The following is a 26,166-nucleotide window of genomic DNA, read 5'->3' on the forward strand; positions in this document are numbered from 1 at the left end:
TTGTGTGTCTGTCAGACGGTCTTGGCCATGCGCCCGGCCAGCAGCGCCCAGCCAAACAGCCCCAGGCACAGGATGATCAGCGGCCACGAACGCCATTGCAGGTATGGCGTCAGGTTGTGCATCGGCACCACTTCCCCATAGAGGATGCCGCGTTCGAACTGCGGGATCTGCTCGGTTATCTGCCCGAATGGGTTGATCAGGCCGGTCACGCCGTTGTTGGTCGCGCGAATCATCCAGCGGCCGGCTTCCAGGGCGCGCATCTGGGCCATTTGCAGGTGTTGCAAGGGGCCGATGGAGGTGCCGAACCAGGTGTCATTGCTGATGGTCAGCAACAAGTCGCTGCGGGCGGCGAGGCCGGCGGCAAACTCCGGGTAGACCACTTCGTAGCAGATATATGGCGCGATCTGATAACCCTTGGCTTGCAGCATGGCCTGGTCCTCAGGCCCGCGGGCAAAGTCCGACATCGGCAGGTCGAAGAACGCAATCAGGCCGCGCAGCACATCCTGCAGCGGCACGTACTCGCCAAAGGGCACCAGTTTCTGCTTCAAATAGGTGCCATCACCCTGGCCAACCACGGTGATGCCATTGAAATAGCGCTTTTCGTGGCGTACTTCCTGGCGGATCGGCACGCCGGTGATCATCGCGGCATCCCGGTCGGCGGCGAACTTGCCCATCATTGCCAGGTAGCCCTCGACGGACTCCTTGAGCACCGGCACGGCGGTTTCCGGCCAGATCAGCAGGTCCACGCGCTTGGAGGCAAAACTCATGTCGCGGTACAGCGCCAGTTGCTCATTGAGCTGCGCCGGGTCCCACTTCATGCTCTGCTCGACATTGCCCTGGATCGCCGCGACGGTCAGCGGTTCACCGGCAGGGCTGGTCCAGGCGTGGTGCTTGAGCGCCAGGCTAATCGCCCAGGGCGCAACCAGCAGCACCAGGCCCGTGGCGATGAACGCGTTGCGCCTGGCCGCCAGCAAACGCGGCAGGTTGACGATCAGCGCCGCGCTCAAGGCCAGGGCAAACGAAATCAGCCACACCCCGCCCAGCGGCGCGAGCCCGGCCAGCGGGCCGTCGAGCTGGCTGTAACCGGAATACAGCCAGGGAAAGCCGGTGAGGAACCAGCCGCGAAATGCTTCCTGGCCCACCCACAGCGCGGCAAACGCCAGGGCATCGGCCAGCGGCGCTTCGTTACGGCGCAGCCAGCGGGCCCAGAGCCAGGCAGGCAGGGCAAAGAACAGCGCGATCGCGGCGGTAAAGGCGAGCATCAACAGCCCGGCCAGCAACACCGAAGCGCCACCAAAGTGGTGGATGCTGTAATAAATCCAGCTGGTGCCCGCGCCAAACAGGCCAAAACCGAAGCACCAGCCACGCCCGAAGGCCTGGCGTGGTGTCAGTTGGCGCATTCCGGCATAGAACACCCCGACCGCCACCAGTGCCAGCGGCCAGATATCGAACGGCGCCAGCGCCAGGGTGGTGATAGCACCGGCCACCACGGCCAGCAGGTTACCGGGCCAGCCGGGTGCGGTGAGACGGCGCATATCAGTCCTTAGCGGGCAATAGGTGTCAGGCGGATCAGGTGGATGCGACGGCTATCGGCATTGAGGATGCGGAAGCGATAGGCGCCGATCTCGGTGGTTTCGTTACGCTTGGGCAGATGGCCAAACGCACTCATCACCAGGCCGCCGACGGTGTCGAATTCATCGTCGGAGAATCCGCTGTCGAAGAACTCGTTGAAGTTCTCGATCGGCGTCAGCGCCTTGACCAGGAAATCACCGCTGGGCAGGGGCTTGATGTAGCTGTCTTCTTCGACGTCGTGTTCGTCTTCGATATCGCCGACGATCTGTTCCAACACGTCTTCGATGGTCACCAGGCCCGCGACGCCGCCGTATTCGTCAATGACGATGGCCATGTGATTGTGGTTGGCGCGAAACTCGCGCAGCAGCACATTCAGGCGCTTGGATTCAGGCACGAAGGTCGCAGGACGCAGCAGGTCCTTGATGTTGAAGCTGTCGCCGTTCTCCTTGAGGATCAACGGCAGCAGGTCCTTGGCCAGCAGGACACCCATGACGTCGTCATGGCTTTCGCCGATCACCGGGTAGCGCGAGTGCGCCGAGTCGATCACGGCCGGGAGGAATTCCCGTGGGGTCTGGGTCGCCTTGATGCTGATCATCTGCGAACGCGGGACCATGATGTCCCTAACTTGCAGGTCAGCCACCTGGATGGCGCCTTCGACGATGGCCAGCGCTTCGCTGTCCAGCAACTTGTTCTGATGGGCCTCGCGCAGCAGCTCCAGCAGCTCCTGGCGGTTTTTCGGCTCGTGGGCAAAAGCCTGGGTCAGTTTACCCAGCCATGACTTTTGCCCGTTGCTCGATCGGTCTTCGCTCATAGCGATTACTCTAAATCCTTGATTGTTTCAGTTGAGTGTCGATTAGTGTTCGTCGTCTGCATAGGGGTCAGGATGACCCAGCTCTGCAAGCAACGTTCGTTCCAGTGCTTCCATTTCTTCGGCTTCTTCATCATCTATATGGTCGTAGCCCAACAGATGCAAGCAGCCGTGCATGACCAAATGGGCCCAGTGGGCCTCAACGGCCTTGCCTTGTTCTTGCGCTTCGCGCTCCACCACGGCGACGCAGATCACCAGGTCACCCAGCAGCGGGATATCCAGCAGTTCGTCCGGTACATCGGCGGGGAACGACAGCACATTGGTCGCGTAGTCTTTCTGGCGCCAGGTGTGATTCAGCTCGCGGCCTTCAGGTTCGTCCACCAGACGGATGGTCAGTTCCGAGTCAGCGCTGCGCTGGCGCAGGGCCAGTGCGCACCATTGGCGGAACTGCGCTTCGCTGGGGGCTGGCGCTTCGGTGGCCAGTTGCAGGTCAAGCTCAAGCATCGCGGCGGTTGTCCTTCGACAGGCCGTCGTCGCGGTGTTCGAAACGCTCGTAGGCCTCGACAATGCGCTGTACCAACGGGTGACGCACCACGTCCTTGGGCATGAAGTGGGTAAAGCTGATCCCCGGCACGTCCTTGAGCACCTCGATTACTTGGCCCAGGCCCGACTTGGTGCCCTTGGGCAGGTCGACCTGGGTGATATCGCCGGTGATCACGGCCGTGGAGCCGAAACCGATGCGCGTCAGGAACATCTTCATCTGTTCGACCGTGGTGTTCTGGCTTTCGTCGAGGATGATGAAGCTGTTGTTCAACGTGCGGCCGCGCATATAGGCCAGCGGGGCGATCTCGATCACCTGGCGCTCGATCAGCTTGGCCACGTATTCGAAGCCGAGCATTTCATACAGTGCGTCGTACAGCGGGCGCAGGTACGGGTCGATCTTCTGGGCCAGGTCGCCGGGCAGAAAGCCCAGTTTCTCGCCCGCTTCCACCGCCGGGCGCACCAACAGGATGCGTCGCACCTGTTCGCGCTCCAGGGCGTCTACCGCACAGGCCACGGCCAGGTAGGTCTTGCCGGTACCGGCCGGGCCGATGCCGAAGTTGATGTCGTTGCCGAGGATTTCCTTGACGTACTTCTGCTGATTCAAGCCCCGTGGGCGAATCATGCCTTTTTTGGTACGCAGCGCCACGCTGGCTTCGGCCACCGGGTTGTTGGCCAGGTCTTCCACGGCCGATTCCTGCAGGTACAGGTGCACCGTTTCCGGCGACAGCTCGCTACCCTTGGTCTCGCGGTAGAGGCGACGCAGCAGGTTTTCTGCAGACGTGGTGTGCTGGGGTTCACCAATAAGCTCGAACTGGTTGCCGCGGTTGCGGATCTCGATGCTCAGGCGTTGTTCGATCAGGCGCAGGTGCTCGTCGAACTGTCCGCACAGATTGGCGAAACGACGAGCCTCAAACGGCTCGAGGAGGAAACGATGGGGTTCTGCTATGGGTGCGTTCAAGGTTGCTTTTAGCCGCCCTTTGGCTGTTTAGGTGAAATAGAGGATAACGCCAGCTGCCGGTGTGCGAAAGCACTTAAATGGACGGGCTTGGCTCTCAGGAACAACGAAGATCCACTGTGGGAGCTGGCTTGCCTGCGATAGGGCCGCCCCGTTCGAAAGAGATACTGCCTGTTACATCGCTATCGCAGGCAAGCCAGCTCCCACATTTGATCTGCATTTGCCTTCGGATCTGCTCCGTCAGTTGATCAACGAGCCGCGCAGCGAGTGCGGTTGCGCCGCGTCGATGTGCACGTCGGCGAACTGGCCGATCAGCGTCGGGTTATCACAGCGGAAGTTGACGATCCGGTTGTTCTCGGTGCGCCCCTGCAACTCGCCCGGGTCTTTCTTCGAGTAATCGGTGACCAGGATACGCTGGGTCGAACCGACCATCTGTCGGCTGATCTCGAAGCCTTGCTGGTTGAGGCGATGCTGCAGCGCGTTCAGGCGCTCCTTTTTCAGCTCCTCCGGGGTTTCGTCGACCAGGTCGGCAGCCGGAGTGCCGGGGCGCTGGCTGTAGACGAAGGAGTAGGAGAAGTCGAAACCGACGTCTTCAATCAGCTTCATGGTCTGCTGGAAGTCTTTCTCGGTCTCGCCGGGGAACCCAACGATAAAGTCCGAGCTGATGCAGATGCCCGGCACGGCGGCGCGCAGTTTGCGCAACTTGGACTTGTACTCCAGCGCCGTGTGGTTGCGCTTCATCGCCGAAAGGATACGGTCCGAACCCGATTGCACCGGCAAGTGCAGGTGCTTGACCAGCTCCGGCACTTCGGCGTGGGCCTGGATCAGGCTGTCGGAGAACTCCAGCGGGTGCGAGGTGGTGTAGCGAATCCGCTCGATGCCATCTACCGCCGCAACCACGCGAATCAGCTCGGCCAGGTCCGCCAGGCGCCCATCGTGGGTCTGGCCGCGGTAGCCGTTGACGTTCTGCCCCAGCAGGGTCACTTCACGCACGCCGTTTTCGGCCAGGTGGATGATTTCTGCAAGCACATCGTCGAACGGCCGGCTGACTTCTTCGCCACGGGTATAAGGCACCACGCAGAAGGTGCAGTACTTGCTGCAACCTTCCATCACCGACACATAGGCGCTGGGGCCGTCGATGCGTGGCTCGGGCAAATGGTCGAATTTTTCGATTTCCGGGAACGAGACGTCCACCTGCGGCAGCTTGGTGATACGCGCAGCGTCGATCATTTCCGGCAGGCGGTGCAGGGTCTGCGGGCCGAAGACCACGTCGACGTAGGGCGCGCGGTCACGAATGGCGGCGCCTTCCTGGCTGGCCACGCAACCGCCGACGGCGATTACCATGTCCGGGTTGGCCAGTTTCAGTTCGCGCCAGCGGCCCAGCTGCGAGTAGACACGGTCCTGGGCCCGTTCGCGGATCGAGCAGGTATTGAGCAGGATCACGTCGGCATCTTCGGCGCGAGCCGTGACTTCCAGGGCCTGATGTTCACCCAGCAGATCGACCATGCGCGAGCTGTCGTACTCGTTCATCTGGCAACCGTGGGTTTCGATGTAAAGCTTCTTGGCCATGGGAATCGTCAACTGGTGGTAAAGAACCGCGCATTATAGGGGGCATGCCCATTGGTTCCTAGCACTGTGCATCAGGTGCCATGCTATAGTTCGCGCCCTCATTTATATCCGCCGATGTGCTGCCCGCCCCCCATGACCAAACGTGAAGCTCCAATCTACAAGGTGATTTTCCTTAACCAGGGCCAGGTGTTCGAAATGTACGCCAAGCAGATCTATCAAAGTGATCTGTGGGGCTTCCTGGAAGTGGAAGAGTTCGTCTTTGGCGAGCGCACGCAACTGGTCGTCGATCCGGGCGAGGAAAAGCTCAAGGCCCAGTTCGAAGGCGTGGTGCGCAGTTTTGTGCCGATGCATTCGATTGTGCGTATCGATGAAGTCGAACGCTTGGGTACGCCGAAGATCAGCGAAGCGCGGGGCATGAGCAATGTCATGCCGTTTCCGATGCCGATGCCTGAGAAGTAGGCTTTTAGACCGCGTCGCGCCCATCCCAGGCAAGCAAGCTCCCACATTTTGATTTGTGAACACATTCAAATGTAGGAGCTGGCTTGCCTGCGATGACGTCAGAAGGGTTTAGACAACCTCAAGGCAGCGGCGAAAAGGGCGAGCGCCCATCCGCACTCTGCAATTCCTGCAAGTAATTGCGGAAAATCTGCCCCAGTACTTGGGTCGCCACTTCCAGCTCATCACGCTGCATGTGCTCGGCCACTTCGTCAGCGGTGTCGAGGGCATCTTCGGCGCCGTTGACCGCCGCCATCTTCAGCACGATATACGCCTGCACGTTATTGGCCGGCACGCCTTCGCCGTGGAAGAACATGCTGCCCAGCTTGAACTGCGCCTGGGCGTGGCCCTGCAACGAGGCTTTCTCGAAGAAACTCAGGGCTTTGTTCAGGTCGCGGGCAGGGTTTTTGTCGTCGTAGAAGAATTCGCCCAACTCGTATTGCGCCTGCGCATCCCCGCTATCGGCCAGGGCCTGGCAGGCGTTCAGCGCCTCGGCCTGGCTGTCGGGCTGAGTATTGAGGGTGCAACGACCCATCGCTGGGATCAACAACGAGTTGCCGCCCGCTTGTGCATGTGCAAGCAGCGGTTGAAGGAGCAACAGGCAGCCCAGAACCAGGGTGCGGCCGGTGCGTTTCATGGGAATCGACTTACCTCTGACGGGGCGCGTGGAGCCACGTGGGGATCCAATAAGCGCGCATTATGAAATAAGCAGGCCTCTGCTTACAAAGTCTTTACTCGTTTTTCTGCTGCGTGGGCAAGTTATCTGCCGGATTGCAGGTGATTTCTCGAAAAAACGAGGAAATTTCTGTAAGCAAGGTAGCAAATCTGACGCCACCAGGGGCGGCGTCAGGTTGTGGCTGTCTTACTTCAAAGCGGCGAAGGCACGCTCGCCAGCATCCAGGGTCAGTTTCAGCTCGGCTTCGCCATGGGCGATGGAGGTGAAACCGGCCTCGAAGGCACTCGGTGCCAGGTACACACCGCCTTCGAGCATCAGGTGGAAGAAGTGCTTGAACAGGTTGGCATCGCTGCCCATCACATCGTCAAAGGTGACGATATCGTCGGCGCCGCTGAAATACAGGCCGAACATGCCGCCGGCCTGGGTGGTGACGAACGGGATGCCCGCCGCATCGGCGCGTTGTTGCAGGCCGTCCAACAGGCGAGTGGTGTAGTCGCTCAGTTCGGCATGGAAGCCCGGGCGGCTGATCAGGCGCAGGGTGGTCAGGCCGGCGGCCATGGCCAGCGGGTTACCGGACAGGGTGCCAGCCTGGTAGACCGGGCCCAGTGGCGCGATGTGCTGCATGATCTCGCGCTTGCCGCCGAAGCAGCCTACCGGCATGCCGCCGCCGATGATTTTGCCGAAGGTGCTCAGGTCCGGCGTTACACCGTAGTGAGCCTGGGCGCCGCCAAGGGCGACGCGAAAACCGGTCATCACTTCGTCGAAGATCAACACCACGCCGTGCTTGTCGCACTGCTCACGCAGACCTTCGAGGAATCCCGGGGCCGGTGGCACGCAGTTCATGTTGCCGGCCACCGGCTCGACGATGATGCACGCCACCTCCTGGCCGACTTCGCTGAGCATCTGCTCGACGGCGCCGATGTCATTGAACGGCAGGGTCAGGGTGTGCTTGGCAAACGCTGCTGGCACGCCCGCCGAACTCGGAACACCCTGGGTCAGCAGGCCGGAACCGGCCTTGACCAGCAGGCTGTCGGAGTGGCCGTGGTAGCAGCCTTCGAACTTGATGATGCTGTCGCGGCCGGTGAACCCACGGGCCAGGCGAATCGCGCTCATGGTCGCTTCAGTACCGGAGCTGACCATGCGCACCATCTCCATCGACGGCACGATCGAACACACCAGGTCCGCCATCTCGGTTTCCATGGCGGTGGGTGCGCCATACGACAAACCATGCTCCAACTGCTTGCGCACCGCGTCCAGCACGTCGGGATGGCTGTGGCCGAGGATCATCGGGCCCCATGAACCGACGTAGTCCACGTAGCGCTTGTCATCTTCGTCGGTGACGTAGGCGCCTTCGGCGTGCTTGAAGAACAGGGGCGTGCCGCCGACGCTCTTGAACGCACGCACGGGGGAGTTCACACCACCGGGGATGTGTTTCTGGGCATTGGCAAACAACGTTTCGGAACGAGACATGGGCAGGCTCTCTGAATTCAGGATTTGAGGAGTTCGTTGAAGGCGCGGGCGCGGCGCGTCACTTCCTGGGTGCTGTCGGCACCGAACAGGCCGTGGACCACCGCCAGCAGATCGGCGCCGTGCTCCACCAGGGGCGCGGCGTTTTCCAGGGTGATGCCGCCGATCACGCAGATCGGCAGCTGCAAGCGGGCGCGGGCCTGGGCGAGCATTTCAACGGTGGCCGCGGGCGCGCCGGGCTTGGTCGTGGAGTTGAAGAAACGGCCAAAGGCAACATAGCTGGCGCCTTCGCGCGCGGCTTGTTCGGCCAGTTCGATCTGGCTGTGGCAGGTGGAACCGATGATGGCATTGCGCCCGAGCAGCGCCCGGGCCGGGGTCAGCGGGCCGTCGGTCTGGCCCAGGTGGACGCCGACGCCAAGGCGCGCGGCCAGTTCGGCATCGTCATTGATGATCAACTGGGTCTTGTAGCGCGCGCACAGTTCACGCAGGGCCTCGGCTTCGCGCAGGCGACGGGCCTCGTCGCTGCTTTTGTCGCGGTATTGCAGCAAGGTCACGCCGCCTTCCAGCGCGGCCTCGACGTAGGACAGGAACTTACCGGCCAATAGTTGGCTGTCGGTAATGGCATACAGGCCACGTAGTTTCATCGAGCAGGCCCCTTGGTGTTACGAACAGAAATCCAGTGGCAGGCGCCGCGGCACAAATTGCCCCTGGCCCAATTGTTCGGCGTCCCGCAGGGTGCGCCAGGTGTAGTTGAGTGCCGACTCCACGGCGCTGGCCAGGCCTTCGCCCTGGGCCAGGCGGCCGGCCAGGGCGCTTGCCAGGGTGCAGCCGGAGCCATGATAGCTACCGGGCAGACGCTGGCAGGTGAAGGTGCGGCGCGTGCCATCGCGGCTGTACAGGCGATTGTGCACCTCATGCTCGTCGCCATGACCGCCGGTGATCAACAGGTGCTTGATAAACGGCAGCAGCTTTTCGGCGCATTCGTCTGCCGTGCCTTCGGGCAGTTCGGCGAGGATGCGTGCTTCAGGCAGGTTGGGCGTGGCGATCAGCGACAACGGCAACAGCCGCTCGCGCATCGCATAACCGACCTCATCCTTGCCCAGGCTGCCGCCGCCACCGGCGCGCAGCACCGGGTCGCAAACCACCGGCAGGTGCGGCTGCTGCTGGAGCAGTTCGACCACGGTATCGACCATCACGGTGGAGCCGAGCATGCCCAGCTTGACCGCCGCAACTTGCGAGTCGCCGAGCACGGCGTTGGCCTGGGCCAATACCCACTCGCGGTCGAGCACGCGAAAATCACTGACATTGACGGTGTTCTGCACGGTCAGCGCGGTCACGGCTGGGGCCGCATGACAGCCTTGGGCGAGCAGGGCTTCGATATCTGCCTGCAAGCCGGCGCCACCACTGGGATCATGGCCGGAGAGACAGAGGACAACGGGGCGGGAGCTGTAGATATTCATGGTGCGCGAGCTTACCACCAAACGCTTTTTGCGTGGCTGTCGGGCAGTGCTTGTATTTTACGCCGGAGCATGCGCAAAAATGGCTATAAGCCATCATTCATTTGTGGGCGATTGAACGCTGAAAGCCCCGTCCTAGAGCCTTTCAAAAAATTATTTCAATGGTGTCTTTTGGCCTTTACCGGCTATGCTAGAGTGGATCCAAACAACTTAAATGTATCGCCGGTGTACGTCATCTCAAAAGGAATGGGGGGCTTTTGACATAACCGGACAGGCCACGCTGGGGCTCTATGCGCTATTTGCTGATGTTTCTCTTGTGCGGGCTGCCGATGCTGGCCGGCGCCGTCGAGTTCAATGAAACCACCCGCAGCCTTCCCCTCGGCCGGATCATGCAAGTCCTCGAAGATCCCAGTGGCAGCGTCACTATCGCCGATGCCCGTTCCGCGGCACTGGCCAACCGCTACACCCGCCATGATAAAGACACCCTCAATGCCGGCTATTCACGCTCGGCGTTCTGGCTCAAGGTCGACCTGCATTACCTGCCCAAGGATCCCCACGCCCAGCGCACCTGGCTGCTGGAACTGGCCTATCCGCCCCTGGATCATCTTGAGTTGTACGTGCCCGATGGCGCCGGTGGCTACCGCCTGGCCGGGCGCACCGGGGATGCATTGCCGTTTGCCAGCCGGGAAATCCGCCAGAACAACTACCTGTTCAATGTCGATTTCAAGGCGGGCGAGGAGAAGACCCTCTATCTGCGCCTGCAAAGCGAAGGCTCGATCCAGGCCCCGTTGACCCTATGGTCGAGCACCGCCTACCTGGAAGACCAGCCGCTGCGCCTGTATGTGCTGGGCCTGATCTACGGTGTGCTGCTGGGGATGCTGGTATACAACCTGTTCATCTACCTCAGCGTGCGCGATACCAGCTACCTCTATTACATCCTCTATATCGCCTCGTTCGGCATGTACCAGCTTTCGGTGAATGGCGCGGCGGTGGAGTATTTCTGGCCGGACAACCCCTGGTGGGCGAATGCGGCGACACCGTTCCTGATCGGCGCGTCGGCATTGTTTGGCAGCCTGTTTGCCCGCAGCTTCCTGCACACCGCCCTCTATAGTCGCTGGGTGGACCGGCTGCTGCTGGTGCTGGTGGGCACGGGGGCGGTGGTGATGGTGTTGTCGCTGATGACCAGCTATGCCCTGGCCCTGCGCCTGGCGACCGCGCTGGCGCTGATTTTCACCGTGACCATCTTTGTCGCCGGGATCAGGGCCTGGTGCTGTGGCCAGCGCGTGGCGCGGTATTTCATCATCGCCTGGTCGGCGTTCCTGATCGGCGGGGTGGTCAACACGATGATGGTGTTGGGCTACCTGCCCAATGTGTTTCTCACCATGTACTCCAGCCAGATCGGCTCGGCCATCGAAGTCGCCCTGTTGTCCCTGGCCCTGGCCGACCGGATCAACGCGATGCGCGAACAGCAGGCGCAAATCCTGTTTGATGCCAGCCAGAAACTGGAAGTGCTCAACCAGCAACTGGCCCACAGCAACCAGTTGAAAGACGAATTCCTCGCGACCCTGACCCATGAACTGCGCACGCCGATGAACGGGGTGATTGGTTCACTGGAACTGATGCAGACCGAGCCCCTGGCCGGCGACCTCGCCCAGTACCAGCAAACCGCCGCCGGCTCGGCGCGGGACATGATGCGCATGGTCAACGGCATCCTCACCCTCACCGAGCTGCAGGCCGGCCGCCTTAGCGCGCAGCCGCAGGTGTTCAGCCTGCGCGGGGTGCTCGATACCTTGCGCCAGCAGTTCCTGGGTAATGCCCAGGGCAAGGGCCTGGAGTTTTCCATTGATGTGGCGGGCGAGTTGCCGGATCGCCTGGAGGGCGATGCTGGCAAACTGATGCAGTGCCTGGAATGCCTGCTGGATAACGCGTTCAAGTTCACCCACGAAGGCGCCGTGCGCGTACGTGTGGTGGGGGTGCCCCGGGCTGATGGCCATTTGCATCTGACCTTTATCGTCACTGACTCCGGGATTGGCTTTGCGCAGTTGGATGAGGCGACCCTGTATCAGCGTTTCTTCCAGGTGGATGGCTCGACCACCCGCGAATACGGCGGCCTGGGTATTGGCCTGGCAATCTGCCGGCAGTTGATCGAGTTGCTCGGTGGGCGCCTGACCCATCATTCCGAACCGCGCAAAGGCAGCCGTTTCCAGCTGGAGGTGGCGGTGATCGCGGTGCCGCCGGAGCCGTCCCGGGCCGTGGAACTGCACCGCGCGCCACAGGACTGCACGGTACTGCTGGTGGACGACAACAGCGTCTCGCAATTGGTCTTGCGCGGCATGTTGCTCAAGTTGGGCTACCGGGTAAAAGTGGCCGACAGCGGCCCCGTAGCCCTGGCGATGCTGCAGGAAGGGGCGTTTGATGCGGTGCTGCTGGATGTGCCCGAGGACGGCTTTTCCCTGTGCTGCCAGGTCCGCGCCTTGCCAGGCTGCGCTGAGCTGCCGGTGATCGCCTTGAGCGACTCCCTGCAAGGCAGCGCGCGCCAGCATTGTCATGGCATCGGCTTGACGGAGCAGTTACTCAAGCCGGTGCGTTTCGAGTTGTTGCAGGCCGTCTTGCAGCGGCGCCTGCTGTGCCCGCTAGAGGGTGAAAGCGCCGGCAGTTAGGCGCATATGCCACTTTTTTAAGGGGGGTGACGATGCTTAACTGAATTCAAGGCCCCAATGAACGTGGCCTTTTATCAGGAGGCCCGTCATGAATCTGCACCAGTTCGCCGAAACCCACGACGTTACCAACCAGCCGCCGTCCCTGGACGGCGCCAATCTGTATCGCCTCGACCTGCCCTTGCAAGAGTGGTCGCGGCGTTTCGGGGCGGGCTGGGCCGAAGCGCGTATCGATACCTACGGCGCCTTGGCAGGCGGGCCGCTGATGGAGGCGGGGTTCCTGGCGAATCAGAACAAACCAGTGTTCAGCAGCCATGATCGCTATGGCCACCGCATTGACCTGGTGGAGTTTCATCCGGCCTATCACGAGCTGATGCGCACCGCCGTTGAACATGGCCTGCCGTCGCTGCCCTGGGCCCATCCGCAGCCTGGCGCGCATGTTGCCCGTGCGGCCATGACCTACCTGCACAGCCAGGCCGAAGCCGGCACCGGTTGCCCGCTGACCATGACCTTCGCCTGCGTACCGGCCCTGCGCCTGCAGCCAGACCTGGCTGATAGCTGGCTGCCAAAAATCCTCAACACCGAATATGACCCGCGCAATGTCGGCATCGCCCACAAGGCCGGCGCAACCATCGGCATGGCCATGACCGAGAAGCAGGGCGGCACCGATGTGCGCGCCAACACCACCCGCGCCTATCCCGTGGGCGCCGGCGGCCCTGGCCAGCCCTATGAGCTGGTGGGCCACAAGTGGTTCTGCTCGGCACCGATGTGCGATGCCTTCCTCACCCTGGCCCAGACTGACAAGGGCCTGACCTGCTTCCTACTGCCAAGACAGCGTCCGGATGACACGCGCAATCAGTTCTATATCCAGCGCCTGAAAAACAAGCTCGGCAATTGCTCCAACGCCTCCAGCGAAGTCGAATTCCGCGGGGCCCTGGCGTGGATGGTCGGCGAAGAAGGCCGTGGTGTGCCGACCATTATCGAGATGGTGGCCATGACCCGGTTCGATTGCATGGTCGGTTCCAGCTCCTTGATGCGCCAGGCGCTGACCCAGGCCAGCCATCATTGCGCTCATCGGTTGGTCGGTGGCCGGGTGCTCAGTGAGCAACCGTTGATGCAAAACGTGCTGGCCGACCTGGCCCTGGAAAGCGAGGCGGCCCTGGCCTTGAGCCTGCGCATGGGGCGGGCGTTGGATCATCTGGATGATGAGCAGGAGGCCAAGTTCGCGCGGCTGGTGACGGCGGTGGGCAAGTATTGGATCTGCAAACGTGCCCCGGCGATGATCAACGAAGCCGCCGAATGCATGGGCGGCGCCGGGTATGTCGAGGACAGCATCCTGCCGCGCCTGTACCGTGAGGCGCCGGTCAATTCGACGTGGGAAGGTTCTGGCAACGTGCAATGCCTGGACGTGCTGCGGGCCTTGTCGAAAGAGCCGGGCGTGCTGGAAACATTGTTTGTCGAGTTGGGCGACGGGCATGGTGATAAACGCCTGGCTCGGCATATCGAGCAGTTGAAATCGGCGTTTATGGACACCCAGGACATCCAGTACCGGGCGCGACAGCTGACCGAGGACATTGCCGTGGCGTTGCAGGCCAAGCTGTTGCTGGAGGCGGGCAATGCCAGTGTCAGCGATGGATTTATAGCCAGCCGCCTGGGTGAGTCGTCGGGGCGGGTATATGGCACCTTGCCACGGGGTGTGGATGTGCAGGCCATCGTCGCCCGCTCAACCCCGTCTCTCTGAATAAACCCGGTAAAAAATGTGGGAGCTGTGGCTTGCCTGCGATAGCGCTGGGTCAGCTACCTATGTATTGGCTGACCCGCCGCCATCGCAGGCAAGCCAGCTCCCACAGAGATTGCATTGATCTTGAGTGGGCGTGCCAATTCAGAGTTTGCGTCTGGCGGCGATGCAGGCAAGATGACCTCCTGCATGTAAGAAAACAGGAAGCCTACCGTGACCGAAGCTTTTGTTGTCGTTCAAACCGCCGAAGAGGCCGTGGACCGGCTGGCGGCTCTGCATGAGCGTGCCACCGGCGCGCTCAACCAGGCTCTCAAGCAATACCTCAAGGATCGCGTCGAGCCCGACGCCGCACAACGTGCGCTGTTTCGTTACCCGGAACTGCGCCTGACCTACCACTGCCACGGCGAAGTCCCACAGACCACTCGCGCTTACGCCAAGGTGCAGTTGCCGGGTACCTACAGCGTCACCGTCACCCATCCGGCGGCGTTCCGTAAATACCTGCTGGAACAACTGGTGCCGCTGATGCACGACTTCACCGTGACGGTGGAAGTGGGCGTCAGCCAGCAGAACATCCCTTATCCATACGTGGTGGAGCAGGGTGACGAACTGGCTGGCTCCGGCGTGACCGCCGCGACCCTGGCGCGGGTATTCCCCAGCACTGACCTGTCCGCCGCCACCGATGGCATCGCCGATGGCCTGTATGACTGGGAAAACACCGACCCACTGCCCCTGGCGCTGTTCGATGCGGCCCGCGTGGATTTCTCCCTGCGCCGCCTGGTGCACTACACCGGCAGCGATTGGCGCCATGTGCAGCCGTGGATTCTGCTGACCAACTACCACCGCTATGTCGACCAGTTCATCGTCCATGGCCTGGAGCAGTTGCGCAGCGACCCACGCTTTATCCGCATGGTGCTGCCGGGCAACGTGATCATCGAAAAAGGCATGGACCATGGCGAAGCGTCTGCCATTGCCGCAGGCGTGGTCTGGCACCGTTATCAGATGCCGGCCTACCACTTGCAGGCCAGCGATGGCCACGGCGTGACCCTGGTCAACATCGGTGTCGGTCCGTCCAATGCCAAGAACATCACCGACCACCTGGCGGTGCTGCGTCCCCATTGCTGGTTGATGATTGGCCACTGTGGCGGCCTGCGCCAATCCCAGACCATCGGCGACTATGTGCTGGCCCACGCTTATATGCGGCGTGATGGCATTCTCGACCGCGTGGTGCCGCCGAACATCCCGATCCCGGCCCTGGCCGAAGTGCAGATGGCGTTGCAACAAGCGGCGGCCAACGTCACTGGCGAGAGGGGCGAAGAGCTGAAAAAACGCCTGCGCACCGGCACCGTATTGACCTACGACGACCGCAACTGGGAACTGCGCTGGGCCCAGGAACGGCCGCTGATCAACCTGTCCCGCGCGGTGGCCGTGGATATGGAAAGCGGCACCATCGCCGCGCAAGGCTACCGTTTGCGGGTGCCTTACGGCACGTTGCTGTGTGTGTCGGACAAGCCGTTGCACAGTGAAATCAAGTTGCCTGGTTCGGCCAACGCGTTCTATGAGCGGGCCGTGAGCCAGCACCTGAAGATCGGCATCGAGGCGGTGGACTTGTTGCGCACCGAGCTTAACTCGTTGCATTCGCGCAAGCTGCGCAGCTTTGACGAGCCGCCGTTCCGCTAAGTAGCGGGGTGGTTATTTAACGGTCAGGCCACTAGCATGGTCGGCCCTGACCGTTAGATATTCCGTTGCCATGTCCCGTCCGCCCCGTCCCGACTCGCGCCGTCCTGGCGTGAAACCTCCCCATGTCGCTGCTCGCCGTGTCGCCAAGGCGCCGCCGGCCGAGCCGAAGTTGATCCTGTTCAACAAACCTTTCGACGTGCTGACCCAGTTCAGTGACGAAGGCGGGCGCGCGACCCTCAAGGACTTCATCGATATCCCGGGCATCTATCCGGCCGGGCGCCTGGATCGGGACAGCGAAGGCCTGTTGCTGCTGACCAATGATGGCCAGTTGCAGGCGCGGATTGCCGATCCCAAGCACAAACTGGCGAAAACTTATTGGGTGCAAGTAGAGGGCGAGCCCACCGAGGAGCATCTGCAACGCTTGCGCGCGGGGGTGGAGTTGAATGACGGCATGACCTTGCCGGCTGAAGCCCGTCGACTGGACGAGCCGGCGCTATGGCCACGCAACCCGCCGGTACGCTTTCGTAAAAACCTGCCGACCTATTGGTTGGAACTGGTGATCCGCGAGGGGCGCAACCGTCAGGTGCGGCGCATGACCGCCGCCGTGGGTTTGCCGACGTTGCGCCTGGTGCGGGTGAAAATCGGCGACTGGTCGATTGAAGGCCTGGGCCAAGGCCAGTACCGCGAAGTGCCGGCGCGCTTATAAAGCCCCGGACTCGATCAGGCCGATGACCACGCTCTTGATGATAAACGCGGCCACGCCCAGGCCCAGCACGAAGAACAGAATCAGCGAGCCAAAGCGCCCGGCCTTGGACTTCTTCGCCAGGTCCCAGACGATAAAGCCCATGAAAATGATCAGGAGGGTGACCAGGCCGGTCATCATCCACTCTTCAAACAGCACGGGGTCAATCGAATTCATTGGGCAGTTTCCGACAAAGGCAGGCGCGAAGTATAAGGCAAGGGGGTAGGTTCAAAGTTGACCTGCGTCGGTGCGTCGCACCCAGGTGTCACCGCCTGAGCGCGCTCAAAATGTGGGAGCTGGCTTGCCTGCGATAGCGGACTGTCAGCTGGCATATCAGCGACTGAAATTTCGCTATCGCAGGCAAGCCAGCTCCTACAGGGGGTTAGTGGTGAGTTTCAGGTGCGCAGGTGAGTCAACGGCAACTCGGTGCTGTTGAGCACCTGGTTCAGCACAAAGCTGGAGCGCACGCTGGTCACGCCTTCGATCCGGGTCAGGTGGCCCAGCAGCAGTTTTTGATAGTGATCCATGTCCGGCACCACCACCTTCAGCTGATAGTCGGCATCCATCCCGGTGACCAGGCTGCACTCCAGCACCTGCGGCAAGGTGCGGATCGCCGCTTCAAAGTTCTCGAAACGCTCGGGTGTGTGTCGGTCCATGCCGATCAATACGTAGGCCGTCAGGCTCAGGCCGAGCATCTTGCGGTCGAGCAGGGCGACCTGGCGTGAGATGTAGCCGTCGTCCTCCAATTGCTTGACCCGGCGCGAGCAGGGTGACGGCGACAGGCCAATCCGCTCGGCCAGCTCCTGGTTGGAGATCCTCGCGTCGCGCTGTAATTCCGCCAAAATACTCAGGTCGTATCGGTCAAGTTTGCTCATGGGGCTGGCCTTTGTCGTAACTATTGCTGCGAATTATCTATCCAGGGTTAAAAATTGCGCAAGCACTGTTTATTGACGCAATCTTCGCAATCATCTACCAGCGCCTCACGCCTATGATTACCAACAGAATCACTGCCCGGACATAGAGTCCACTGCAGCCCGCCCAATCAGGCCGGCTGCGGCCCGCCAACCCCACCGGGTTGCGCCGGCCCCCGGGCTGCACACTGTCCACAAGACGGCGTGAGGTGAGCCAACGTCATAAGCGTTGAGCCAGGACGAAGTTCTCAAGGGGCGACCGACGGGTCGCCCCTTTTCTTTTGCCGGCGAAAATTGTGCGGGTGACTGTTAACCTGTTGCAGAACCGGGCCCGGCTTTTCCAGTCTCATGCATAGGCCCTAATCCGCAGTGAGGAATAGCATGAAGCCCATCTGGCGCTTGGCAGGTGTAGGTGTGTTGATGGTCACCATGGGTTTTCAGGTGATGGCCGACGAACGAGACAATGCACCCCGCCAGGGCCAAGGCCCGCAGGGTGGTGGTGGGCAGCATGAGCGAGGGCCGGGGAACAACCAGCCGCGCCCGGAACACAACCAGCCCCGCCCGCAAAACCAGCAGGGCGAGCGCGGCGGCCAGAATGGCCAGTGGCAGGCTCGTCCGCAAGGCAATCAAGCCCCGCACCCGGCACCCCAGGCGGGAAGCAATCTGCCGATCCAGGCCCGGCCCGATTCTGTCGGCCAGACCCAGGAGCCGCGCCAGGGCAACTACCGTGACATTCCCCGGCGCAATGATGGCAACCCGCATTGGCAAGCTGGCGGCCCCGGCTCGCGTCCTGGCTACGACGGCCACCCCAATGACAACCGCTGGCCAGGCCGCCCCGACGGGCACGGCAATGGCTGGGGCCCGGGCCCGCAGTATCGGCCCGGCTACACCGTGGATCGCTTCCCCGACCGCAATTACCGCGTGCCCTATCGCGGCCAGGATTATTTCTTTTCGGGCGGCTATTGGTACCGGCCCCAGGGCCCGCGCTACGTCGTGGTCACGCCTCCCTATGGGATTCGTGTGCATTACCTGCCGGACTATGCGCGGGAAGTGTGGGTCGGCAGCGCGCTGTTTTTCCTCGCCGCTGGCGCCTATTACAGCTACGAGAGCAGCACCCAGCAGTACGTGGTGGTGCAACCGCCGGTCGCCAGCCTGCCGCCGCAGCCGGCGCCCCAAGGCAACGGCTATGACGTGGTGGCCTATCCCGCCAACGGCCAATCGCCCGCCCAGGTGCAGCAGGACGGTTACGATTGCTATCGCTGGGCGGTGCAGCAGAGTGGCTTCGATCCCCAGACAGTCACCTACGCGCCTGCGCCGGCGGTGGTGCAAACCTACCGCCAGGCCCAGGGCAACTGCCTGAGCAGCCGCGGGTATCAGGTGACCTACTAGGCCTTGTTCCCCGTGACCACTTCCTGCGGGTCGGCGTGCACCAGCACTTCGGCCCGTGGATAGGCCTGGTGGATGGCATCGGCGGCCTGGTCGCTGATGCCGTGGGCCACCGACAGGCTCAACTCTCCCGGTAACTCCAGGTGCAACTGCACAAACCAGTGGTTGCCGGAGATCCGCGTGCGCAAATCGTGGGCGCCCAGCACGCCAGGCACGCCCTGGGCCAGTTCGAGCATGTGCTGGCTGACTTCGGCCGGTAGCTCTTCATCCATCAGCACCGCAAAGCTTTCCCGGGCGATCTGGATCGCGCTCCAGATGATGTAGACGGCGATCCCCAGGCCAAACCAGGCATCGACTTGATGCAAGCCGAAGGCGGCCAGCACCAGCGCCAATAAAATGCTGCCATTGAGCAGCAGATCCGAACGGTAGTGCAGCGAGTCGGCGCGCACCGCGTTCGAGCCGGTTTCGCGGATGACCCGGTGTTGCAGGATCAGCAGCGCCACGGTCAGCGCCAGCGACAGCACAATCACCGCAATACTCAGCCAGGGCGCACCCACCGGTTCCGGGTGCTGCAAACGCTGGTACGCCTGGAAGGCGATCAACACCGCACTGCCGGCGATAAACAGCGCCTGGGCCATGCCCGCCAGGGATTCCGCCTTGCCATGCCCATAACGGTGATCGTCATCCGCTGGGCGCAGCGCGTAGTGCACCGCCAGCAGGTTGACCAGCGAGGTCACGCCATCGAGCAGCGAGTCGGTCAACCCGGCGAGCATGCTCACCGAACCACTGAGCCACCAGGCGATGGCTTTGCCGACAATCAAGACACAGGCCACGCCGACCGAGGCGCGGGTAGCCAGGCGCAAGAGCCGGGCGTGTTCGGTGCTGGTGCTCATGGGGCGCTCAAATCCTTATGCCGCAGGTTGCAGGCCCAGGGTGGCGAGTTGTTGCACGCTGCCCTTGAACTGGATCAGGCGCGGGTCGTCCAGCGGCAGGCTGCGGCCGGTTTCGTGCTCGATGATGGTTTGCAGCTTGGTGTTATCCACCTTGCCGTCGGCGCCGATGGCTTCTTGCAGTTTTTCGGGGGCCACTTGTGCGGTTTTGCCGGGCTCGAAGTAAATCGCGCCGGTGGCGAAGTCCACGCCAAAGGCGATCAGGCCGGGGATCACATAAAACAGCAAGCCGACCGCATCGAGCACGGCAATTGCCGGGTCGATCTTGCCGTCGATCTGGCCACGGCGATCAGGATAGAAAATCGAACCGCAAGCCGTCAGTTGGCTCAGCAGGGTGACGGCCAGAACACCGCCGATGACACGGGAAGCAATACGCATGGGACTCTCCTGAACACTTGTAGGGTGTGACTATAAAGCAGATCTGCCTGGTGCCATCGCTCAAATGTGGGAGCCGGCTTGCCTGCGATAGCGGTGGGTCAATGAACAAATCCGCTACTGGCCCAGCGCTATCGCAGGCAAACCAACTCCCACATGTGGCCGTATTTGAGCACCTGAGAGACCATCGATATCCAGCCGTTCGCCGTTATACTCGCCGTTATGCCTTGGAGCCAGTATGAATTCGTTGCCAATCGATGATGTTTTACCCGCCTTGCGTGAAGCCTTGGCGACGCGCCATGAAGCGGTGCTTGAAGCACCGCCCGGCGCCGGTAAAACCACACGGGTACCGTTGGCGCTGTTGCAGGAAACCTGGCTGGCCGGGCAAACCATCCTGATGCTTGAGCCGCGTCGGCTCGCCGCTCGCGCCGCCGCCGAACGCCTGGCCAGTGAGTTGGGGGAGAAGGTCGGCGAAACCGTCGGCTACCGCATCCGCCTGGACAGCAAGGTCGGCCCCAACACGCGGATCGAGGTGGTCACCGAAGGCATCCTCACCCGCCGCCTGCAGGATGATCCTGCGCTGGACGGCGTGGGTCTGCTGATCTTCGACGAATTCCACGAACGCAGCCTCGACGCCGACCTGGCGCTGGCCCTGAGCCTGAACGGCCGCGAGCTGTTTCGTGACGAGCAGCCGCTGAAAATCCTCCTGATGTCTGCCACCCTCGAAGGCGAACGCCTGTCGGGTCTGCTGGGCGACGCGCCGATCCTGCGCAGTGAAGGGCGCATGTACCCGGTGCAGATGCGCTGGGGCCGGCCATTCCAGCCCGGTGAATTTATCGAGCCGCGGCTGGTGCAGACCATCCTTGAAGCCCTGCACGACGAAACCGGCAGCGTGCTGGTGTTCCTGCCAGGGCAGGCGGAGATTCGCCGGGTCAATCAGCAGTTGGCGGACGCCCTCGGTGAGCGCAGCGACGTGCTGCTCTGCCCGCTGCACGGCGAACTCGACCTGACAGCCCAGCGGGCAGCCATCGACCCGGCGCCGGCGGGCAAACGCAAAGTGGTGCTGGCCACCAACATTGCCGAGACCAGCCTGACCATCAATGGCGTGCGGGTGGTGATAGACGCCGGGTTGGCACGGGTCCCGCGTTTCGACCCAGGCAGTGGCATGACCCGCCTCGACACCCAGCGCATCTCCCGTGCCAGTGCCACTCAGCGCGCCGGCCGGGCCGGGCGATTGGAGCCTGGCGTATGTTACCGCCTGTGGTCCGAGGACCAGCATGAAGGGCTGGCGGCCTATGGCAGCGCAGAGATCCTCTCGGCGGACCTGGCCGGCCTGGCCCTGCAACTGACGCGTTGGGGCGTGACGCCGACGCAACTGGTGTGGCTCGATGTGCCGCCCACCGCCGCCTATGCCCAGGCCCAGGATCTGCTTGAGCGTCTGGGCGCGTTGAAGGACGCGAGCTTGACCACCCACGGGCAGAAAATGGCCAGCCTGCCGGCGCACCCACGTATCGCGCATTTGTTGTTGCGCGGTCAGGACCTGGGGTTGGCGAATATGGCCTGTGATGTCGCCGCGCTACTGGGCGAGCGCGACATCCTGCGCGGCGCGGGCGCGGATTTGCACAGTCGCCTGGCATTGCTGTCCGGCGAGGAGCGGGCCCGTGGCACTCAAGGTGGTGTGCAGCGGGCCAGGCAGTTGGCGCGGCAATATCGCGGCTATCTCAGAGGCAAGGCCGAGCAACCGGTGGCCGATCCCGATCATCCGCGCTGGCTGGGTGCCTTGCTGGCGTTGGCCTACCCGGACCGGGTGGCCCAGCAACGCCGCGCCGGCGGCGCTGAGTATCGCCTGGCCAATGGCCGCGCGGCGCTGTTTGCCGAAGCCGACAGCCTGATGAAACAGCCGTGGCTGGTCATCGCCGACCTGGGCAGCCGCCAGGGGCAGCGTGAGGAGCGGATCTACCTGGCCGCCGACTTCGATCCGGCATTGTTCGATTCGGTATTGGCCGAGCAAGTGCGCAGCTTCGATCAGTTGGATTGGGACGAACGCGAAGGTGTATTGCGTGCCGAGCGCCAGCGCAAGGTCGGTGAATTGGTGCTCAGCCGCGAGCCACTGACTGGCCTGGACGAGTCCGCCCGCAGTCAGGCGCTGGTCAACCTGGTGCGACGCAAAGGCCTGGAACTGCTGCCCTGGACCCCGGAACTGCGCCAGTGGCAGGCCCGTGTCACGTTGTTGCGCCAACTGGACGCCGGCAAACCCAGCGAATGGCCCGACGTCAGTGACAGCGCCTTGCTCGCCAGCCTGGAGCGCTGGTTGATGCCGTACCTGGGCAAGGTCTCGCGCTTGAGCCATTTCGCCAACCTGGACATCTCCAGCTTCCTGCACAACCTGTTGCCCTGGCCGCTGCCCCAGCGCCTGGACGAATTGGCGCCCCAGCATTTGAAAGTGCCGTCGGGCTCATCGGTACGCCTGGATTACAGTGAGCAGCCGCCGATTCTCGCGGTGCGCCTGCAGGAGCTGTTCGGCCTGGCCGACACTCCGCGCATTGCCGGTGGGCGGCAGGTGGTGAAGTTGCACCTGCTGTCGCCAGCGCGGCGGCCGGTGCAGGTGACCCAGGATCTGGCGAACTTCTGGCGCAGTACCTACGCCGAGGTGAAGAAGGATCTAAAAGGGCGGTACCCCAAGCATTACTGGCCGGATGACCCGCTGGTGGCGGAGGCGACTGCGCGGATCAAGCCGCGCAAATAATCATGCTTAATATCCAAATGTAGAAGCTGGCTTGCCTGCGATAGCGGTGGGTCAGTTGGTCAGGTTCTGGCTGACAGACCGCTATCGCAGGCAAGCCAGCTCCTACGCAAACCCTATTCCACATCCGGTTGTGTGCTGTGGGCTATTGCGCAGCGGGCAGCAGGAACCGCGCAATCACCGGCAGGTGATTGGAAATACGCAACGTATCGTCCTGCCTCACCCGCGCTTCAACCTTCTTCAGCCTAGGGCTATAGAACAGATAATCCACCGTGCGATCCGGCCCATCGAGGCCCGGGTCGTTGGGGAAGTGGGTCAGCCACTGCGCCCGGTCAATCCCGCTGGATTGGCTGTTGCTGGGGACCATCGGATATTTGTCCCACAGCAGATGCAGTTCACTGTCCGGCGAATACTGCCCGCGTCTGCCGGCGTCCAGGCGTAGGAATTGCCCCAGCGGCAGCAGGTTGAAATCCCCGCCAATCAGCCACGGCGTGCCCCGGCTTTCGAATTTATCCAGCAGCTTGATGGTCGCCTGCACCTGCTCGCGCACTGCGCTGTGGCCGGGTGCGGCGTTGTCCAGGCGAGTGTTGAGCACCGCCAGTTGGCCGCCGTCGCTCAACGGCAGGTAGCTGAGCAGCAACGCAGGCTTGGGCTGGAACTGACGGCTGATCAGGTTGGCCGGGGCCACCGGCAGTTGCAGGCGCTCGGCATGTTCGATCTGGTAGCGGCTCAGGGTCACCAGCTTGCGGCCAACACTGCCGAAGATATGCCAGTCGGGCACAAAGTCGGCTTTCCAGTCGAAGGCCTGGACGCTGCACGGATAGAGGTCCACCAGGCGCTCCTGGAGCAGCGCCAGTTGATCCTGGTAATGGGATGGCTTGGCGCCTTCGTCCAGTTCCTGCAGCAACAGCACGTCTGGCTGTTCGTCGCGGATCACCCGCGCCACTTCGTCCAGGCTGGAGGCCATGTCTTCGATAGTGGGGCGCTCGTCCGGGCCGCTGCCGTCGGGGGTGTCGTACCAGAACACGTAGTTTTTGCCGGCCAGGTATTGCACGTTCCAGGTCATCACCTTGAGCGCCTGGCCGGGCAGCAGCGTCGGCGCACGCGGGGCGACACAGCTTACGGGCAAGGTCTCTTTTTCGGCGGGGCGCCAGGTCAGGCTGTAGACTAGGGCGGTCAGCAAGCCTGCGAGGATCAGCAGGCCCACCAGGGTGGTACGCAGTAAACGGGTCATCGGCTCGCCTTATGGCGCTGCTGAACAGGCCCCGAGCATACCCGACCGGTGGCCGGGAGCCCAAGGACCATGTTAGCGGGCGTCGGCATCACCGGCGATCAGCATGAACAGGCGGAACAGCACCACGCTGGTAAACAGCTGCAGGAAGCTGTGGGCACTGTCGATCAGCACCGCCAGCAACGGGTTCTGCGGGTCGGGCCAGGCCGCGACGCTGGCGCCCTTGAGCAGCCACAGCGGGGTCATCACGCACAACAGGCAGACCAGGATGCGCAGGAAATGCCCTCGGGTCAGGCGAAAACTTTCCTTCATCGCCGCCAGCGCCGTCATACCACGCAGTACCAGCAGGTATTCGGCGAAGGCCAGGGTGACCATCAGCCACAGCCCCGGCAGGAAATACAGCGACAGCCCGAGCAGGATCAGCAGGGTGCTCATGGCGGTCAGCAGCGCATAGCGGGGCCACAGGGTCAGCGCCATGGCCAGCACGTCGGCGGTGCGCGGCGACTCGCCACGGCTGCGGGCGTCGAGGAACAGGATCAGGGCGGCGGTGTACAGCGGGTACACCAGCAGGCCGACGATCATGCTGTAGCCGGTAAACGCCTGCGGGCCCAGGGTGCGATCGAGCACTTGTTGCAGCACGGCTTCCAGGATCACCAAGGGCAGGCACAACTGTACGATGGCGCCCAGGTTGCGCTGGAAAAAGTAGAAAGAGTCGCGCAGAACGGTCAACGGATTCATCAAAGTCATCACAGGCCAAAAAAGCAGCGGACACTTTAACCGATCACCGACAAACGTAAACCTTGGGTAAAGATCATTGAAACGCCGCAGGCCAGCCCCATTACTGGTGGCGTACCTTGCCCAATGCGGGCGGGACGCAGATTTTTACCGGCAATCTAACGAGGTCGCCATGAACAGCGAAGAGCAAACCCTGATCGATGGACTGTTTTCACGGTTGCAGCAAGCCGAAACGGACTCAGCCCCCCGCGACGCCCAGGCAGAAGCGCGGATCAAGGAGCACATCACTCGCCAACCGGCCGCCGGGTATTTCATGACCCAGGCGATTCTGGTGCAGGAAGCCGCGATCAAGAGCCTGGATGCGCAGAACAAGCAGCAGGCGCAGCAGATCCAGCAATTGCAGGATGAACTGCAACGGGCCAGGACAACGCCGCCGGCCACCAGCGGTGGTGGGTTCCTGTCGAGCATCTTTGGCGCCAGCTCACGCGAGCCGCAACCTGCGACCAGCGCACCGGCATCGAACGCGGGTGGTTGGCGCGAGCCGACCCGGCCGGGCTTCAACAGCGCGCCTGCGCCGCAACAGAACTATCAGCAACCCCAGCAGGCGGCCCCCGCAGGTGGTGGCTTTCTTGGCGGCGCCCTGAAAACCGCAGCCGGCGTGGCCGGTGGTGTGATGCTGGCCCAAGGCATCAGCAGCCTGTTCAGCCACAACCAGCAACCGCAGGTAGTGGAAGAGATCATCCGCGAAGAGCCGGCGCCTGCCAGTGACAACAGCGGCTGGGGCAATGACAGCGCGGACACCTACGCCGACAGTGGTTATGCCGACGATTCCTCCTTCCTTGGCGACGACGACTCCTTCGTCTGACACACACTGAACCGGGGCGCGCGGTCGCCCCGGTCTGATTTTTCTCGGAAACCTCCTCTTGACTGGCATACTGACGGCCTTTGCGGGCCATCACGTCCCCGTGCCATGAGGATATGCGGTGAAAAAAATAGCAGTGTTCGCCGATGTCCAGAACCTCTACTACACCGTGCGCCAGGCCTACGGCTGCCACTTCAACTACGCCGCCCTGTGGGCTGATATCAGCCAGCGCGGGCAGATCGTCGAGGCGTATGCCTATGCCATCGACCGTGGCGACAGCAAGCAGCAGCAATTCCAGCAAATCCTGCGCAACCTGGGCTTTACCGTGAAGCTCAAGCCGTACATCCAGCGCAGCGACGGCTCGGCCAAGGGCGACTGGGACGTGGGCATCACCATCGACATCATGGACGCCGCCGCCCATGTCGACGAAGTGGTGCTGGCCTCGGGGGATGGCGACTTCGACATGTTGCTCGATCGCATCATCCACAAGCATGGCGTCGAAGCCGTGGCCTACGGCGTGCCGGGGCTGACGGCCAACTCGTTGATTCGCGCGGCCAGCCGCTACGTGCCTATCGAAGGCGCGTTGTTGCTCAAATAGATTTTCAGATGGGGTTGGA

General features: G+C 62.5%; 24 protein-coding genes. 9 read left to right on the plus strand and 15 right to left on the minus strand.

Annotation, left to right across the window (positions count from 1 at the left end):
• Positions 1 to 11: 11 nt before the first annotated feature.
• From lnt to miaB, 5 genes are all read right to left on the minus strand, one after another.
• On the minus strand, positions 12 to 1,535 hold the full coding sequence (gene lnt / locus AC19YY_RS23245; protein ID WP_500604937.1) for an apolipoprotein N-acyltransferase: 1,524 nt from the start codon (positions 1,533 to 1,535) through the stop codon (positions 12 to 14).
• An 8-nt stretch (positions 1,536 to 1,543) separates the two neighbouring features.
• The gene (locus AC19YY_RS23250; protein WP_169951188.1) at positions 1,544 to 2,383 is read right to left on the minus strand and encodes a CorC family transporter; all 840 of its coding nucleotides are present in this window, start codon (positions 2,381 to 2,383) and stop codon (positions 1,544 to 1,546) included.
• Between the two features lie 42 nt (positions 2,384 to 2,425).
• The gene (gene ybeY, locus AC19YY_RS23255) at positions 2,426 to 2,884 is read right to left on the minus strand and encodes an rRNA maturation RNase YbeY (RefSeq protein WP_500604938.1); all 459 of its coding nucleotides are present in this window, start codon (positions 2,882 to 2,884) and stop codon (positions 2,426 to 2,428) included.
• The gene (locus tag AC19YY_RS23260; RefSeq protein WP_169951184.1) at positions 2,877 to 3,881 is read right to left on the minus strand and encodes a PhoH family protein; all 1,005 of its coding nucleotides are present in this window, start codon (positions 3,879 to 3,881) and stop codon (positions 2,877 to 2,879) included. The genes ybeY and AC19YY_RS23260 overlap by 8 nt, the downstream gene beginning before the upstream one ends.
• Positions 3,882 to 4,118: 237 nt before the next feature.
• The gene (gene miaB, locus AC19YY_RS23265; protein WP_170041675.1) at positions 4,119 to 5,447 is read right to left on the minus strand and encodes a tRNA (N6-isopentenyl adenosine(37)-C2)-methylthiotransferase MiaB; all 1,329 of its coding nucleotides are present in this window, start codon (positions 5,445 to 5,447) and stop codon (positions 4,119 to 4,121) included.
• A gap of 132 nt (positions 5,448 to 5,579) precedes the next feature.
• Here miaB and AC19YY_RS23270 point away from each other — a divergent pair, with 132 nt between their 5' ends.
• Entirely contained in the window at positions 5,580 to 5,906 is a 327-nt protein-coding gene (locus AC19YY_RS23270) for a DUF1820 family protein (protein WP_003215457.1), read from the plus strand.
• A 118-nt stretch (positions 5,907 to 6,024) separates the two neighbouring features.
• Here the strand turns inward: AC19YY_RS23270 and AC19YY_RS23275 are convergent, their stop codons facing one another.
• From AC19YY_RS23275 to AC19YY_RS23290, 4 genes are all read right to left on the minus strand, one after another.
• Entirely contained in the window at positions 6,025 to 6,579 is a 555-nt protein-coding gene (locus tag AC19YY_RS23275) for a tetratricopeptide repeat protein (RefSeq protein ID WP_169951182.1), read from the minus strand.
• 225 nt (positions 6,580 to 6,804) lie between these two features.
• Positions 6,805 to 8,088 (minus strand): glutamate-1-semialdehyde 2,1-aminomutase, encoded by a 1,284-nt coding sequence (gene hemL / locus AC19YY_RS23280; protein WP_500604939.1) that lies wholly within the window; start codon positions 8,086 to 8,088, stop codon positions 6,805 to 6,807.
• 17 nt (positions 8,089 to 8,105) lie between these two features.
• Complete coding sequence (gene thiE, locus AC19YY_RS23285) at positions 8,106 to 8,729, minus strand: thiamine phosphate synthase (protein WP_170041677.1); 624 nt, start codon at positions 8,727 to 8,729, stop codon at positions 8,106 to 8,108.
• Positions 8,730 to 8,747: 18 nt separating this feature from the next.
• Positions 8,748 to 9,545 (minus strand): hydroxymethylpyrimidine/phosphomethylpyrimidine kinase, encoded by a 798-nt coding sequence (locus AC19YY_RS23290; RefSeq protein WP_169951175.1) that lies wholly within the window; start codon positions 9,543 to 9,545, stop codon positions 8,748 to 8,750.
• 287 nt (positions 9,546 to 9,832) lie between these two features.
• On the opposite strand from AC19YY_RS23290, the gene AC19YY_RS23295 reads away from it, so the two are divergent.
• From AC19YY_RS23295 to AC19YY_RS23310, 4 genes are all read left to right on the plus strand, one after another.
• Positions 9,833 to 12,202: a hybrid sensor histidine kinase/response regulator gene (locus AC19YY_RS23295; RefSeq protein WP_172312294.1), complete on the plus strand. Its 2,370-nt coding sequence runs from the start codon at positions 9,833 to 9,835 to the stop codon at positions 12,200 to 12,202.
• A gap of 88 nt (positions 12,203 to 12,290) precedes the next feature.
• Entirely contained in the window at positions 12,291 to 13,940 is a 1,650-nt protein-coding gene (locus AC19YY_RS23300; protein ID WP_169951171.1) for an acyl-CoA dehydrogenase family protein, read from the plus strand.
• Positions 13,941 to 14,150: 210 nt separating this feature from the next.
• Entirely contained in the window at positions 14,151 to 15,614 is a 1,464-nt protein-coding gene (gene amn / locus AC19YY_RS23305; protein WP_170041679.1) for an AMP nucleosidase, read from the plus strand.
• A gap of 70 nt (positions 15,615 to 15,684) precedes the next feature.
• Positions 15,685 to 16,320 (plus strand): pseudouridine synthase, encoded by a 636-nt coding sequence (locus tag AC19YY_RS23310; RefSeq protein WP_262376926.1) that lies wholly within the window; start codon positions 15,685 to 15,687, stop codon positions 16,318 to 16,320.
• Here AC19YY_RS23310 and AC19YY_RS23315 read toward each other — a convergent pair.
• Together AC19YY_RS23315 and AC19YY_RS23320 are read right to left on the minus strand one after the other, a co-directional pair.
• Entirely contained in the window at positions 16,315 to 16,524 is a 210-nt protein-coding gene (locus tag AC19YY_RS23315; RefSeq protein ID WP_038448064.1) for a DUF2788 domain-containing protein, read from the minus strand. The two genes, AC19YY_RS23310 and AC19YY_RS23315, sit on opposite strands and share 6 nt — an antisense overlap.
• Before the next feature lie 227 nt (positions 16,525 to 16,751).
• Positions 16,752 to 17,231 (minus strand): Lrp/AsnC family transcriptional regulator, encoded by a 480-nt coding sequence (locus AC19YY_RS23320; RefSeq protein ID WP_003176264.1) that lies wholly within the window; start codon positions 17,229 to 17,231, stop codon positions 16,752 to 16,754.
• Positions 17,232 to 17,648: 417 nt separating this feature from the next.
• On the opposite strand from AC19YY_RS23320, the gene AC19YY_RS23325 reads away from it, so the two are divergent.
• Positions 17,649 to 18,656, plus strand: a complete 1,008-nt coding sequence (locus tag AC19YY_RS23325) for a DUF6515 family protein (protein ID WP_170041680.1) — start codon at positions 17,649 to 17,651, stop codon at positions 18,654 to 18,656.
• Here the strand turns inward: AC19YY_RS23325 and AC19YY_RS23330 are convergent.
• Entirely contained in the window at positions 18,653 to 19,546 is an 894-nt protein-coding gene (locus AC19YY_RS23330; RefSeq protein ID WP_169951167.1) for a cation diffusion facilitator family transporter, read from the minus strand. The two genes, AC19YY_RS23325 and AC19YY_RS23330, sit on opposite strands and share 4 nt — an antisense overlap.
• Before the next feature lie 15 nt (positions 19,547 to 19,561).
• On the minus strand, positions 19,562 to 19,981 hold the full coding sequence (gene pmcY / locus AC19YY_RS23335; RefSeq protein ID WP_500604940.1) for a periplasmic Zn2+ metallochaperone PmcY: 420 nt from the start codon (positions 19,979 to 19,981) through the stop codon (positions 19,562 to 19,564).
• Positions 19,982 to 20,216: 235 nt separating this feature from the next.
• Here pmcY and hrpB point away from each other — a divergent pair, with 235 nt between their 5' ends.
• Positions 20,217 to 22,724: an ATP-dependent helicase HrpB gene (gene hrpB / locus AC19YY_RS23340; protein WP_432754660.1), complete on the plus strand. Its 2,508-nt coding sequence runs from the start codon at positions 20,217 to 20,219 to the stop codon at positions 22,722 to 22,724.
• A gap of 142 nt (positions 22,725 to 22,866) precedes the next feature.
• Here hrpB and AC19YY_RS23345 read toward each other — a convergent pair whose 3' ends face one another.
• Both AC19YY_RS23345 and AC19YY_RS23350 read right to left on the minus strand, forming a co-directional pair.
• A complete protein-coding gene (locus AC19YY_RS23345; protein WP_169951161.1) occupies positions 22,867 to 23,955 on the minus strand; it encodes an endonuclease/exonuclease/phosphatase family protein in 1,089 nt (362 codons plus the stop codon).
• 72 nt (positions 23,956 to 24,027) lie between these two features.
• Positions 24,028 to 24,690, minus strand: a complete 663-nt coding sequence (locus AC19YY_RS23350) for a DUF7847 domain-containing protein (protein ID WP_170041681.1) — start codon at positions 24,688 to 24,690, stop codon at positions 24,028 to 24,030.
• Positions 24,691 to 24,859: 169 nt separating this feature from the next.
• Here AC19YY_RS23350 and AC19YY_RS23355 point away from each other — a divergent pair, with 169 nt between their 5' ends.
• Together AC19YY_RS23355 and AC19YY_RS23360 are read left to right on the plus strand one after the other, a co-directional pair.
• Positions 24,860 to 25,552 (plus strand): DUF2076 domain-containing protein, encoded by a 693-nt coding sequence (locus AC19YY_RS23355; protein WP_500604941.1) that lies wholly within the window; start codon positions 24,860 to 24,862, stop codon positions 25,550 to 25,552.
• Between the two features lie 118 nt (positions 25,553 to 25,670).
• On the plus strand, positions 25,671 to 26,147 hold the full coding sequence (locus AC19YY_RS23360; protein ID WP_032861784.1) for an NYN domain-containing protein: 477 nt from the start codon (positions 25,671 to 25,673) through the stop codon (positions 26,145 to 26,147).
• Positions 26,148 to 26,166: the final 19 nt, after the last annotated feature.

Source organism: Pseudomonas sp. MF09156 (assembly GCF_059862305.1).

What these genes read in the sequence shown, in the direction of transcription:
- AC19YY_RS23350 (WP_170041681.1), bottom strand. Translation starts at nt 24,690, where the DNA reads ATGAATCCGTTGACCGTTCTGCGCGACTCTTTCTACTTTTTCCAGCGC.
- hrpB (WP_432754660.1), top strand. Translation starts at nt 20,217, where the DNA reads ATGAATTCGTTGCCAATCGATGATGTTTTACCCGCCTTGCGTGAAGCC.
- miaB (WP_170041675.1), bottom strand. Translation starts at nt 5,447, where the DNA reads ATGGCCAAGAAGCTTTACATCGAAACCCACGGTTGCCAGATGAACGAG.
- ybeY (WP_500604938.1), bottom strand. Translation starts at nt 2,884, where the DNA reads ATGCTTGAGCTTGACCTGCAACTGGCCACCGAAGCGCCAGCCCCCAGC.
- AC19YY_RS23290 (WP_169951175.1), bottom strand. Translation starts at nt 9,545, where the DNA reads ATGAATATCTACAGCTCCCGCCCCGTTGTCCTCTGTCTCTCCGGCCAT.
- AC19YY_RS23320 (WP_003176264.1), bottom strand. Translation starts at nt 17,231, where the DNA reads ATGAGCAAACTTGACCGATACGACCTGAGTATTTTGGCGGAATTACAG.
- AC19YY_RS23270 (WP_003215457.1), top strand. Translation starts at nt 5,580, where the DNA reads ATGACCAAACGTGAAGCTCCAATCTACAAGGTGATTTTCCTTAACCAG.
- AC19YY_RS23330 (WP_169951167.1), bottom strand. Translation starts at nt 19,546, where the DNA reads ATGAGCACCAGCACCGAACACGCCCGGCTCTTGCGCCTGGCTACCCGC.
- AC19YY_RS23310 (WP_262376926.1), top strand. Translation starts at nt 15,685, where the DNA reads ATGTCCCGTCCGCCCCGTCCCGACTCGCGCCGTCCTGGCGTGAAACCT.
- AC19YY_RS23345 (WP_169951161.1), bottom strand. Translation starts at nt 23,955, where the DNA reads ATGACCCGTTTACTGCGTACCACCCTGGTGGGCCTGCTGATCCTCGCA.
- AC19YY_RS23275 (WP_169951182.1), bottom strand. Translation starts at nt 6,579, where the DNA reads ATGAAACGCACCGGCCGCACCCTGGTTCTGGGCTGCCTGTTGCTCCTT.
- AC19YY_RS23325 (WP_170041680.1), top strand. Translation starts at nt 17,649, where the DNA reads ATGAAGCCCATCTGGCGCTTGGCAGGTGTAGGTGTGTTGATGGTCACC.
- AC19YY_RS23250 (WP_169951188.1), bottom strand. Translation starts at nt 2,383, where the DNA reads ATGAGCGAAGACCGATCGAGCAACGGGCAAAAGTCATGGCTGGGTAAA.
- AC19YY_RS23300 (WP_169951171.1), top strand. Translation starts at nt 12,291, where the DNA reads ATGAATCTGCACCAGTTCGCCGAAACCCACGACGTTACCAACCAGCCG.
- AC19YY_RS23355 (WP_500604941.1), top strand. Translation starts at nt 24,860, where the DNA reads ATGAACAGCGAAGAGCAAACCCTGATCGATGGACTGTTTTCACGGTTG.
- AC19YY_RS23295 (WP_172312294.1), top strand. Translation starts at nt 9,833, where the DNA reads ATGCGCTATTTGCTGATGTTTCTCTTGTGCGGGCTGCCGATGCTGGCC.
- thiE (WP_170041677.1), bottom strand. Translation starts at nt 8,729, where the DNA reads ATGAAACTACGTGGCCTGTATGCCATTACCGACAGCCAACTATTGGCC.
- lnt (WP_500604937.1), bottom strand. Translation starts at nt 1,535, where the DNA reads ATGCGCCGTCTCACCGCACCCGGCTGGCCCGGTAACCTGCTGGCCGTG.
- pmcY (WP_500604940.1), bottom strand. Translation starts at nt 19,981, where the DNA reads ATGCGTATTGCTTCCCGTGTCATCGGCGGTGTTCTGGCCGTCACCCTG.
- hemL (WP_500604939.1), bottom strand. Translation starts at nt 8,088, where the DNA reads ATGTCTCGTTCCGAAACGTTGTTTGCCAATGCCCAGAAACACATCCCC.